Origin of the sequence: Reyranella sp. (assembly GCF_052439685.1) — a bacterium.
Lineage (GTDB): Bacteria > Pseudomonadota > Alphaproteobacteria > Reyranellales > Reyranellaceae > Reyranella.
This window is the reverse complement of record NZ_JBQVQG010000002.1, coordinates 359589-371723: the sequence shown is the minus strand read 5'-3', so window position 1 is coordinate 371723 and position 12135 is coordinate 359589. Positions and strand designations below refer to the sequence as shown.

Genomic DNA, 12135 nt, shown 5'->3' with positions numbered 1-12135 from the left:
GTCAGAGGCTGCCATAGGTGTTGGCGGCGAGTTGCGCCGGCAGGCCGATCACCATCGTCACCGGCTGGCCGCGGCCGGTCTGTCCGCGCGCGATGATGTGGTCGTTCGGCGCGCCGGTCCTGTTTTCGTAGGTGCCCCGGCCGGCGAATTTCCCGCCGAAGCACGAAAGCGAGAACTGGCCGCTGCCGGGATTCTCGTTGGTCATGGTGCCGGTGCACACCTGCTCGCCGCGCGGATTGTCGACGGTGAAGGTGACGGAACGGTCCCGGCCGATCAGGGCGCCATAGCGCACGAGACCGTTCAGCCGCGCGACGTTGCCGCGATCGTCGCGATAGAAGATCGAGGTCGGGCCATAGGCATCGTCCGGCATCGAAGACTTGGGTACCGCGTATTGCTCGTCGCTGATCACGACCTGACAGCGGCAGTCGACGCCGTAATTCTCGCCCAGGGGACCAAGCTCGGCCAGCCGCCGATTGCAGTTCGACACGGCGATGTCCTGCACCTCGCGCTCGCTCTGCTGGCCGCGCGTATAGGCGTCGGCATAGAGGAAGGCGCACTGCTTCGGCATCGGGATCGCCACGACCTTGTGGCTGGCCGAATTCGTCTCGCTGTTCACCCAGTAGCGGTTCGCCATCTCGGCGAAGCGCAGGAAGATGGGATCGCGGCGCTCGGCCTTACCGTAGGACTGCGCCCAGGCGGTCGATCCCATGACCGGGGCCAGCGAGACGATGGCGAGCAGAAGAGAGGCGGCAATTCGGTACATGGCAGCGAATTCACCTGAAAAAGGTGACCGAAATGCGACCCGGCCGCGGCCTCGCCCTTCCCTAGACGAGGCGACTCTGTGTCTTGGCGGCGCCGACGAACGAGGTGAACAGCGGATGCGGCGCGAAGGGGCGCGACTTGAGTTCGGGATGGAACTGAACGCCGATGAACCACGGATGGTCCGGGATCTCGACGATTTCCGGCAGGATGCCGTCCGGTGACATGCCCGAAAAGCGCAGGCCCACCTGCTCCAGCCGGTCCTTGTAATGGACGTTGACCTCGTAACGGTGGCGATGGCGCTCGCTGATCACATCCTGCCCGTAAATCTCGTGGACCTTGGTGCCGGGGCGCAGATGCGCTGGATAGGCACCGAGCCGCATCGTGCCGCCCAGGTCGCCATCCGCTGCGCGCTTCTCGAGCTGGTTGCCCTTCATCCACTCCGTCATCAGGCCGACCACGGCATGGTCGGTCGGGCCGAACTCGCTCGATGAGGCCGTCTCGATGCCCAGCAGGTTTCGCGCCGCCTCGATCACCGCCATCTGCATCCCGAAGCAGATGCCGAAGAACGGGACCTTGCGCTCTCGGGCGAACCTGACCGCGTGGATCTTGCCCTCGGTGCCGCGCTCGCCGAAGCCGCCCGGGACCAGGATGCCGTGCACGTGCTCGAGGCGGCTCACCGCATCGTCGCGCTCGAAGATCTCGGAATCCATCCACTCCAGCGAGACCTTCACGTTGCTGCCGAAGCCGCCATGCGTCAGCGCCTCGGACAGCGACTTGTAGGCGTCGAGCAGCACCGTGTACTTGCCGACGACGGCGATCGTCACCTTGCCCTCGGGCTCGCGCACCGAGCGCACGATGCCGCGCCAGCGATCGAGGTTGGGCTCCTCCTCCGCCGGCAGGCCGAAATAGCGGCAGACCTCGCGATCGAAGCCGCGTTCGTGATAGGCGATCGGCACCTGGTAAATCGTGTCGACGTCGCGCGCCTCGATCACCCGCTCGGGCTTCACGTTGCAGAACAGCGCGATCTTGCGCTGCTCGTTCGCCGGAATCTCCTTGTCGCCGCTGCGGCAGACCAGCAGGTCGGGCTGGATCCCGACGCTCAGCAGTTCCTTGACCGAATGCTGGGTCGGCTTGGTCTTGAGCTCGCCCGCGGTCGGAACCCACGGCAGCAGGGTGAGATGCACGTACATCGTGCGCTCGCGCCCGAGTTCGTTGCCGACCTGGCGGATCGCCTCGAGGAACGGCAGGCTCTCGATGTCGCCCACCGTGCCGCCCACCTCGACGAGGACGAAATCCTCCTTGTCGGTGTCGGCCAGGACGAAGTCCTTGATGGCGTCGGTGACGTGCGGAATGACTTGGACGGTTGCGCCGAGATACTCACCCCGCCGCTCCTTGGCGATCACGGTCGAGTAGATGCGTCCTGTGGTGATGTTATCGCTCTGGCGGGCGTCGACGCCGGTGAAGCGCTCGTAGTGGCCGAGGTCGAGATCGGTCTCGGCCCCGTCGTCGGTCACGAAGACCTCGCCGTGCTGATAGGGGCTCATCGTCCCCGGATCGACGTTGAGGTAGGGATCGAGCTTGCGCAGGCGGACCTTGTAGCCGCGGGCCTGCAGCAGGGCACCGAGTGCCGCCGAAGAGAGACCTTTGCCCAGCGAGGAAACCACGCCGCCCGTTATGAAAATAAAGCGCGTCATGGGCCTACAGCATACAAGCGCTTGTGGAGCGCAGCCATGGGGATTTCGCCCCGCCGGAGACAATTCGGCGGGGGGAGGAAGCTGATTTCATGTTGGCCCCTTAGCGGGTGGGAGCGGCGGGTTGCGCCGGAGCGGCCGGCGCCGCGGGCGTCATGCCGCCCGGAGCCGCTGGCGCGGCAGGAGCGCCCGAGCTCACGGGCACCCGATCCATGATGGACCGCGAGGCGCGCATCGGGTCTGTCATGCTCCAGGCCATCACGAGGCTCAGCACGAAGAAGATGGTCGCGAAGATCGCGGTCATGCGCGACAGGATGTTGGCCTGGCCGCGCACCGAGAACAGCGCATCCGAACGGCCGCCCATGCCGAGACCACCGCCCTCGCTGCGTTGCAGAAGGATGACGACGATCATCGCGCTGGTCACACCGACATGGATGACGAGCAGCACGAGGCGCCATTCGTTGAGGAAGTGTCTTACGGCGTCCATTTTTGTCCAGCGCTAGAAGGGCATCTTCGCAAGCGGGCGCTTCTAGCCCCTTTAGGCCGCCTTGGCGATAGCCAAAAATTCCGCGGCATGGAGGCTCGCCCCGCCCACGAGGGCACCGTCGACGTCGCCGGCGGCCAGGAGTTCGGCGGCATTGCTGCCTTTCACCGAGCCGCCATAGAGCAGCCGCACCCCCGCCGCGTCCCCCGTCAGCCCGCCCAGCACCTTGCGAATGTGCGCGTGAGCTGCGGACACCTCGTCCACGGTCGGAGTCTTTCCGGTGCCGATCGCCCAGACCGGCTCATAGGCCACGACCAGATTGGCGGCCGTCGCGCCCGGCGGCACGCTGCCCTTGAGCTGGGTTTCCAGGACGGACAGCGTATCCCCCGCCTCGCGCTCGGACAGGGTTTCGCCGATGCAGACGATCGGCACCAGCCCGGCGCGCCAAGCCGCCTCGGCCTTGGCCCGCACGATCGAGTCGGTCTCGCCGCAATCGGCGCGCCGCTCGGAGTGACCGACGATGACGTGGGTCGCGCCTGCGTCCTTCAGCATCTCGGCAGACACGTCGCCGGTATGGGCACCGCTCGCCTTGGCGTGGCAGTTCTGGCCGCCGACCAGGAGGCCGCTTCCGCCGGCTGCCTCGGCAATCGCGGCAACCAGGGTCGCCGGCGGGCACACGAGCAGCTCGCGATCGCTCCAGCCCGCCTGCTTCACGCCTGCGGCAAGATCCTTGGCGAGGGCAAAGGCATCGGCCTTGAGGCCGTTCATCTTCCAGTTGCCCGCGATCAGCGGACGCCTCGTACGCGCCATCGAAAATTCCCTTCCCGTCCGGCCCATTCCGTAGCCGGCGTATCTAAAGGTGGTGGCGTTTGCGGTCAAAGGCCGCTTGGTTGCCTGTCCATGGGACGGGTGGTAGGCATGGCGCCCCGTCAAGAACCCCATCCGGCCCGTGAATCAGTTCCGCAAGTACGCTCGCTTCATCGTTCTTTCCATCCTCTTCGGCATGCTGATCATCAGCTTCGGCCTGTGGGGCGTCGGCGACATGCTGAAGGCGGTCGGTCGCAGCACCGAAGTGGCGCATGTCGGCGGGACCAAGCTGCCCCTCTACGGCTGGGTCGGGGGTGCGCCGGTCTATGCGACCGAGGTGCGCGAGCAGTTCAACCGTCAGCTAGAGGCGATCCAGCGCCAGACCGGCCAGCGACCCGAACAGGAACAGGCGCTGCGCTACGGGCTGCACGTGCGGGCCCTCGAGGAGACGATCCAGCGTGCGGTCCTGGACTATGCGATCCGCGAGTTCGGGCTGACCGTGAGCGACGAGGAAGTCCGGGCGGCGATCGCGCGCAATCCGGCCTTCCAGGGCACCGGCGGGTCCTTCGACCCCCTGCTCTATCGCAACCGCCTGCAGCAGGCCCGCATCAGCGAGGCTCAGTTCGTGACCGACATGCGTCGCGAGATCGCCGCCAGCCAGTTGTTCGGCGTGGTGCGCGCCGATGGCCTGGCGCCGGTGTCGTTGCGCAACGACATCTTCAAGCTGGAGAGCGAGAAGCGCACCGCCGAGACGATCTACATGCCCGACTCGATCGTCGTGGATGTCCCGAAGCCGACGCCCGAACAGCTCAACACCTATTTCGAGGCCAACAAGGCCAAGTTCCAGATTCCCGAGTTCCGTGCCTTCTCCTACGTCATGATCACGGTCGATGACGTCGAGAGCCAGGTCGCGGTCACCTCGGACGCGCTCCGCCAGGAATACGAGGCGCGTTCCGCCGAATTCGGCACGCCCGAGAAGCGTGACGTCGACCAGGCGATGACCGACAGCGAGGACAAGGCCAAGGCAATCATCGCTGCTGTCCAGGGCGGCAAGTCTCTGGAGGACGCGGCCAAGGAAGTGACAGGCAACGCCGACGGCGTGATCAAGCTCGGTCCCGTGACCAAGAAGGACCTGCCGCCCGGCCCGCTGGCTGACGGCATCTTCGGTCTGCCCGAAGGGATTGCGCCGGCACCGATCCAGTCGCCGCTTGGCTGGCACATTGTGAGGATCAACAAGATCGAGGCGGGCAAGTCGGTGCCCTTCGAGGAGGTCAAGGAGAAGCTCGAGAAGGACCTGAAGGCGCAGCAGGCGCCGGACCTTCTCATCAAGCTGGTGACCGACTTCGAGCGCGTGCTGGGCAAGACCCAGTCGATGAAGGCAGCTGCCGAGGATCTCGGCCTCAAGGTCCGGACCTACGAGAACGTCGATGCGCGCGGCCAGGACTCGTCCGGCAAGCAGGTCGTGATCGGCCCCGCGGCCTCCGAACTGGTGCAGGCCGCCTTTTCCACCCGCGAGAGCGCGGAGAGCGAGCTGCTGGAGACGCAGCGCGGCGAGTACTTCATCGTGCACACCGACCGTATCACGCCAGCCCGCACGCCGGCCCTTTCCGAGGTCGAGGCCAAGGTGGTCGAGGCCTGGCAGGCCGAGGAACGCCGCAAGCTGGCTGACGGGAAGGTCAAGGAAGCGGTCGAGAAGGCCAATGCCGGCACCGACTTCGTCACGCTCGCCAAGGAACTCGGGCTGGAGGCCAGGATCGCCAAGCCTGTCACCCGCTTCGAGGCCGATGCCGGCAATTATCTCAGCCAGCCGGTGGTTCAGGAACTGTTCAAGCTGACGCCCGACAAGACGCAGTCCGTGCGAACGGGGTCGGGCAGCGTGCTGGTGCGCGTGAAGTCCGTCGAGCCGCCGGACCTCACGAAGGACAAGGATCAGCTCGACCGCTTCGGCAAGCAGCTCGACACGATGGTCGCCAACGACCTGATCCTGCAGCTCATCGCGGCGCTCCGCGCCAAGTACGGCGTGACCGTCGACGAAGCCGCCTTCCAGGCGACCTTCGCGACCCAACAATAGAAGAACGACCATGTCGATCTCGCCCGACTTCGACGCCTTCGCGGCGCGCTATGACTCCGGCACGCCGCAGGTCGTCTCGACCAAGCTGGTCGCCGATCTCGAGACGCCCGTCTCGGCCTATCTCAAGCTGGCCGACGGCCGCGCCAACTCCTTCCTGCTGGAGTCGGTCGAAGGCGGTTCGGTGCGCGGCCGCTATTCGATCATCGGCTTCAAGCCCGACGTCGTGTGGCGCTGCCGCAGGGGCCAGGCCGAGATCAACCGGCGCGCCCAGACGGACTCGCAGGCCTTCGAGACTCTCGATGGCCGACCGCTCGAGACGCTGCGCGTCCTGATCAAGGAATGCCAGATGGAACTGCCGCCCGGCTTGCCGCCGATGGCGTCGGGCCTGTTCGGCTTCCTGGGCTACGACATGGTCCGTGACATGGAGCGGCTGCCGGACACCAACCCCGATCCGATCGGCCTGCCCGACGCGATCATGGTGCGGCCGACCCTGATCTGCATCTTCGACCGGCTGGAAGACAACGTCACCCTGGTCACGCCGGTCTGGCCGCAGAAGGACATCAGCGCCCGCGCCGCCTACGAGGCGGCACAGGAGCGGCTGGGCGACGCCGTCTCGGACTTCGAGCGGACCCTTCCCTTCCGCCGCGACAGCGCCGACGACCTCGAGGCCCTGCCCAAGCCGCAGGCCAACATGTCGAAGGAAGACTTCAAGGCGATGGTCGAGACCTGCAAGGAGTACATCCGCGCGGGCGACGCCTTCCAGATCGTGCCGTCGCAGCGTTTCTCGCTGCCCTTCAAACTGCCGCCGCTGGCGCTCTATCGCGCGCTGCGCCGCATCAACCCCTCGCCATTCCTGATCTTCTTCGATTACGGCGACTTCCAGATCGTGGGCTCATCCCCCGAGATCCTGGTCCGGCTGCGCGACGATACCGTCACCATCCGACCGCTCGCCGGCACGATCCGGCGCGGCGCCACGCCGGAGGAGGACAAGCAACTCGCCGCGAAGCTCCTGGCCGATCCCAAGGAGCACGCCGAGCATCTGATGCTGGTCGATCTGGCGCGCAACGATGTCGGCCGCGTCTCGAAGATCGGCTCGGTGCGGGTCGTCGAACAATTCACCATCGAGAAGTACAGCCGCCTCCAGCACATCAGTTCCCATGTCGAGGGCACGATCGAGGATGGCCTCGACGCCATCGACGTGCTGAAGGCGGGTTTCCCGGCCGGCACGCTGTCCGGCGCCCCCAAGGTGCGCGCGATGGAGATCATCGACGAGGTCGAGCCGGTGCGACGCGGAATCTATGCCGGCTGCGCCGGCTATTTCGCGGCCAACGGCTCGATGGATACCTGCATCCTGCTGCGCACGGCGCTGGTGAAGGACGACACGATGTACGTGCAGGCGGGCGTCGGAGTCGTGGCGGACTCCGACCTCGAAGCCGAGTACCAGGAGAGCGTCCTCAAGGCACGCGCCCTGGTCGACGCCGCCGAAGAGGCCGTCCGCTTCGCCAGCGCCGGCCAGTGGAGCGCGGGCAACAAGCGGCGGTAGCGACATATATAAGCCCGTCGTCTCGACCGGAGCCTCGCATCGCGCGCCCTTCGGCGCTTCGGTCGAGACGACGAGGTTATCGTTCAGCTGCTAAGGCAGCGCGTCCGGTGAGAAACCCGCGGGCGGCGTGAAGCGGGTCTTGAAGGTTCGGGACCAGGCCTCGTTGGCGATGCGCTGGGCGTCGTGCAGGATCTTCTCCTCGTCCATCGTCAGGACGGCGCCGTCCTTCATCACCCACTTGCCGTCGACCATCACCGACTGGACGTCGCGCGCCTGGCCGTTATGGACGAAGTCGGAGACGACGCGCAGGACCGGGATCAGATGGGCCCGCTGCAGGTCGACCATGATCAGGTCGGCCTTGTTGCCCGGCGCCAGCCAGCCGCCCTCGGGGACGCCCAACGCCCGGTAGCCGTTGCGCGTTGCCCAGCGCAGCGCCCGCTCGGGTGTCGGCTCGCGGCCGTCCTCGCGGCGCACGCGCTCCATGAACAGGCCGGTGCGGAGCACCTCGACCATGTCCTCGGCCATGTTGTCGGAGCCCATGCCGATGTTGCAGCCGTAGCTTTCGAGATCGGCGATGCGCGGGCTGAGACCGCGGCGCGCGGCGATGGCGGAATTGAACGAGACGTTGACCTTCGCCTCGCCCAGCAGCTTCTCTTCCGACGGCTCCATGCAGCGGCAATGGGCGCAGATGATGCCGTCGTTGAGGAAACCGAGATCGGCGAGATACTCGGTCGGCAGGCGGTTGCGGTGGGCACGCACGGCCGCCACCTCGCCCCAGATCTGGTTGAGGTGGATGGTGATGCGGGTGTCGAGCTGCTTCTGTAGCGCGCTGAGATCCTGCAGCAGCTCCGGCGAGCACATGTCGGGTGCCCAGGCGGAGATGGCGATGCGCATCCGCCCGTCGGCCTTGCCATTCCAGCCGCGATGATTGCGTTCGATGTTCCTGATGTGCTTTTGCCCCAGCGCACGGTCGAGCTGGTAGGGCGCGGGATCGCCGATCGAGGTGCCGATGCGGTCATAGGCTCGCTCGGCCAGCAGGAAGCGCATGCCGGTATCGGCCAATGCCTCGGCATAATGATCGATGTCGTTGGAATCCTCGAGCACGTGCGTCGTGCCGCTGCGCACCGCCTCGAGGGCGCCGAGCAGCGCGAACGCCCGGCGCTCGTCCGGCGTCATGTCGGGCAGAGGGATCGGCGACAGGCCGCCGGAGAAAGGCGGCTTGTGCGGCGGCGACAGGTCCTCGAACACGCCGCGCGCCAGGGTCATGGTGAAGTGCGTGTGGATGTTGGCGAAGCCCGGCATCACGAGTTTGCCGGTGCCGTCGATCTTCTCGGCCGTCGGGTATTGCGCCAGCAGCTCGGCGCTGGGACCGATCGCGGCGATGCGGTCGCCTTCGATGGCGATCGCTGAGTTGTAGTGGACGCTGTCCGCATCGTCGACGGTGACGATGGCAGCGTTGTGAATCACGATGGTCAACGTTTCCCCCTTTGGTTCTTGTCGGCGGCGACCGCCCTACTGCTTCTTCTTCATGTTCCAGAACATCGGCACCGGTCCGCTGAGCTGGTCGGTGATCGTGGTGCGCATGGCGACGGGCATGATGTACTGGCCGAGATTGGCATACATCGGATATTCCGAGGCGCGCACCTGGATGGCGATTGCCAGCTCCTTGCGCTCGGCGTCTGTGGTGGCGCGGGAGAACGCGTCGCGCAGCTTCTCCATCTGCGGGTCGCACGGCCAGCCGACATTGGCCTTCTCGCAGGTGGCGGCGATGTACGACATCATGATCGGATCGAGCAGGTCGGCCGACACCCAGGTGGTGATGAAAGCGTGCCAGCCGCCCTTGTCCGGCGCCTCTTTACGCGTGCGCCGCGACAGCACGGTCTGCCAGTCCATCGCCTGCATGTCGACGGTGAAGCCGCCCCGCTCCAGCAGCGACTTCACGATCGGGGTCAGCCGGCCGGTCTGTGTGTCGGTGGCGAACAGCAGCACGACGGGCGTGCCGTCATAGCCTTCCTGCTTGAGGATTTCCTTCGACTTGGCGAAGTCGGAGTTCAGCTTGTCCTCGAAGCCCTTGTCGGTGGCGAACGGCGTGCCGCAGATGAACAGCGCCTTGCACTCCTTGTAGTACTTCTCGTCGCCGAAGCCCGCGATCAGGAAATCCTTCTGGTTCAGCGCGTAGAGGGCCGCCTGGCGGATCTTCGCATTGTCGAACGGCTTGTGCAGCGTGTTGAAGCGGAGGTTCATCTGGCCTCCGAGCTTGTTGTAAGTGCCGAGGACGATGTTCTTGTCCTTGGCGAGCAACGGCAGCAGCTCGATCTCGGGCTGGTCGATATAGTCGATCTCGCCGGCCAGCAGCGCGTTCACCGCGGTCTGGGCATCGGTGATGTTGAGCCACTCGACCCGGTCGACATTGACCACCTTGCCGCCGGCCAGACCGGAGGCCGGCTCGCTGCGCGGCTTGTAGTCCTTGAACTTGTCGTAGACCGTCTTCTCGCCCGGCCGCCACAGGTCCTTGCGAAACACGAAGGGACCCGATCCCGTGGGATCGCTGATCTGCACATTGTTAGGCGTGTCGGCAACCCGCTTGGGCATGATGAAGGGCACCGTGGAACTCGGCTTGCCCAGCGATTCCAGCACCAGCCCATAGGGCTCCTTGAGCACCATGGTAAAGGTCTTGTCGTCGACCGGCTTTAGCTCCTTCAGCGTCGAGAAGAGCTTCTGCCCCATCGCATCCTTGGGCGCCCAGCGCTGCAGCGAAGCGATGCAGTCGGCCGAGGTCACCGGCGCGCCATCATGGAACTTCAGCCCGTCGCGCAGGGTGAAAGTGTAGGTGAGCTTGTCGTCGCTGATCTTCCAGCCTTCGAGCATCTGCGGCCTGACGACGAGGTTCTCGTCCATGGCCAGCAGCGTGTCGTAGACCATGTAGCCGTAGTTGCGAACGTTGTAGGCCGAGGTCCAGATCGGATCGATGATCTTGATGTCGGCATGCATGACGGCGCGGATTGTCTGCGCGTGCGCAGGCGCCTGCACTGAAAGCGACAACAATGCCGTCGCTGCCGCCCCGAATGCCCACTTCATGGCTCGCATGTCCGATCCCCCGTTCGTTCCCACTTCACCTTTCATATCGAACGCAATCAGCATGCCATTCCCCGATCCGCGCGAGCGGTGCTAACCTCTCGCGCAACGGAGGAAAGCCCATGTCCGACTGGCAAAATCGCTATCAGCGTCTGCTGTTCGATCGTCCCCATCCCAAGGTGTTGCGGGTCACGATGAACCGACCCGAGAAGTACAATGCGACGGACGCGATCATGCATCGCGAGCTGGTCGACGTGTGGCGCGACATCGACGGTGACGACACGGTCAACTGCGTGATCATCCAGGGTGCCGGCGGCAAGGTGTTCTCGGCCGGCGGCGACTTCGACATCATCGAAAACAACATCCGGGACCACAACGCGCTGCTGCGGACGTGGAAGGAAGCGCGCGACATCGTCTACAACGTCATCAACTGTTCCAAACCCATCGTCAGCACGATGCGCGGACCGGCTGTCGGCGCGGGCCTCGTCGCCGGCATCCTGGCCGACGTCTCGATCGCTTCGAAGAAGGCCAAGATCATCGACGGCCACACCCGCCTCGGCGTCGCCGCCGGCGACCATGCCTGTATCGTCTGGCCCCTGCTCTGCGGCATGGCCAAGGCGAAGTACTATCTGCTGCTCTGCGAGGCCATCGACGGTGAGGAAGCCGAGCGTATCGGCCTGGTCTCGCTCTGCGTCGAGGACGAGCAGCTCGAAGCCAAGGGCCTGGAAGTGGCAACCAAGCTGGCCGAGGGCGCCCAGACCTCGATCCGCTTCACCAAGTACGCGCTGAACAACTGGCTGCGCATGATGGGCCCGACCTTCGACACCTCGCTCGGCCTCGAGATGCTGGGCTTCCTCGGCCCGGACGTGAAGGAAGGCCTCGCCTCGCATCTGGAGAAGCGCAAGCCGAAGTTCGATCCGTATTCGCCGATCTGACGGAGGAATGAAATGCGCGGACTCGAAGGTAAGAACGTCATCGTGACGGGCGGCGCGGGAGCGATCGGCAGCGCCATCTGCCGGCGCTTCGCGGGCTACGGCGCGCGGGTCGGGGTGTTCGACAAGAACCTCGATGGCGCAACGAAGGTCGCCGAAGAGATCAAGGGATATGCCTCGGGAGTCGACATCGCCGACTACGAGGCGGTCGGTTCGGCGATTGCCCAGTTCGAGCGTGCCGCCGGCCCAACAGACATCCTCGTGAACAATGCCGGCTGGGACCGCTTCGCGAACTTCGTCGATACGACGCCCGACCTGTGGGACCAGCTGATCGCCATCAACCTGCGCGGACCGCTCAACATGAGCCACGTCGTGCTGAAGGGCATGGTCACGCGCGGCAGCGGCCGCATCGTCAACATCGCCTCGGACGCCGGCCGCGTCGGGTCCTCCCAGGAAGCGGTCTATTCGGCCTGCAAGGGCGGCATCATTGCCTTCACCAAGACGGTGGCGCGCGAGGTCGCGCGCAAGGGCATTACCCTGAACGCGGTCTGCCCCGGGCCGACCGACACGCCGCTGCTGGCGGCGGTCGCCGGCGACGACGAGCGCGGCCAGAAGGTCCGTGCCGCCCTCGTCAGCGCCATCCCGATGAAGAGGGTCGGTCAGCCCGAAGACATTCCAGGCATCGTCTGCTTCCTGGCGAGCGACGATGCGGGCTTCATCACCGGTCAGACGATCAGCGTCTCCGGTGGTCTCACGATGCACGGATGAAG

10 protein-coding genes are annotated in these 12135 nt (G+C 65.6%); 4 read left to right on the top strand and 6 right to left on the bottom strand.

Going from position 1 to position 12135, the window contains the following annotated elements:
- Position 1 precedes the first annotated feature (1 nt).
- The 4 genes from ACT6UX_RS04850 to tpiA form a co-directional block, all read right to left on the bottom strand.
- Positions 2-763, bottom strand: coding sequence for a hypothetical protein (locus tag ACT6UX_RS04850; RefSeq protein WP_444774003.1), 762 nt, complete (start codon positions 761-763; stop codon positions 2-4).
- Positions 764-824: 61 nt separating this feature from the next.
- Positions 825-2456 (bottom strand): CTP synthase, encoded by a 1632-nt coding sequence (locus ACT6UX_RS04845; RefSeq protein WP_444774002.1) that lies wholly within the window; start codon positions 2454-2456, stop codon positions 825-827.
- Between the two features lie 100 nt (positions 2457-2556).
- Entirely contained in the window at positions 2557-2940 is a 384-nt protein-coding gene (gene secG, locus ACT6UX_RS04840; protein ID WP_444774001.1) for a preprotein translocase subunit SecG, read from the bottom strand.
- A gap of 51 nt (positions 2941-2991) precedes the next feature.
- Positions 2992-3747, bottom strand: coding sequence for a triose-phosphate isomerase (gene tpiA, locus ACT6UX_RS04835; RefSeq protein WP_444774000.1), 756 nt, complete (start codon positions 3745-3747; stop codon positions 2992-2994).
- Positions 3748-3886: 139 nt separating this feature from the next.
- Between tpiA and ACT6UX_RS04830 the strand changes: the two genes are divergently transcribed.
- Positions 3887-5815 carry a peptidyl-prolyl cis-trans isomerase gene (locus tag ACT6UX_RS04830; protein WP_444773999.1) on the top strand — a complete coding sequence of 643 codons (1929 nt, stop codon included), beginning with the start codon at positions 3887-3889 and terminating at the stop codon, positions 5813-5815.
- A gap of 10 nt (positions 5816-5825) precedes the next feature.
- Positions 5826-7358, top strand: coding sequence for an anthranilate synthase component I (trpE, locus tag ACT6UX_RS04825; RefSeq protein ID WP_444773998.1), 1533 nt, complete (start codon positions 5826-5828; stop codon positions 7356-7358).
- A 90-nt stretch (positions 7359-7448) separates the two neighbouring features.
- On the opposite strand, the gene ACT6UX_RS04820 is transcribed toward trpE, so the two are convergent.
- Both ACT6UX_RS04820 and ACT6UX_RS04815 read right to left on the bottom strand, forming a co-directional pair.
- Positions 7449-8825 carry an amidohydrolase family protein gene (locus ACT6UX_RS04820; RefSeq protein ID WP_444774135.1) on the bottom strand — a complete coding sequence of 459 codons (1377 nt, stop codon included), beginning with the start codon at positions 8823-8825 and terminating at the stop codon, positions 7449-7451.
- Positions 8826-8870: 45 nt separating this feature from the next.
- The gene (locus ACT6UX_RS04815; RefSeq protein WP_444773997.1) at positions 8871-10436 is read right to left on the bottom strand and encodes an ABC transporter substrate-binding protein; all 1566 of its coding nucleotides are present in this window, start codon (positions 10434-10436) and stop codon (positions 8871-8873) included.
- A 119-nt stretch (positions 10437-10555) separates the two neighbouring features.
- Here ACT6UX_RS04815 and ACT6UX_RS04810 point away from each other — a divergent pair, with 119 nt between their 5' ends.
- Together ACT6UX_RS04810 and ACT6UX_RS04805 are read left to right on the top strand one after the other, a co-directional pair.
- On the top strand, positions 10556-11368 hold the full coding sequence (locus tag ACT6UX_RS04810) for an enoyl-CoA hydratase/isomerase family protein (RefSeq protein WP_444773996.1): 813 nt from the start codon (positions 10556-10558) through the stop codon (positions 11366-11368).
- 12 nt (positions 11369-11380) lie between these two features.
- Positions 11381-12133 (top strand): SDR family oxidoreductase, encoded by a 753-nt coding sequence (locus ACT6UX_RS04805; RefSeq protein ID WP_444773995.1) that lies wholly within the window; start codon positions 11381-11383, stop codon positions 12131-12133.
- Positions 12134-12135 lie beyond the last annotated feature (2 nt).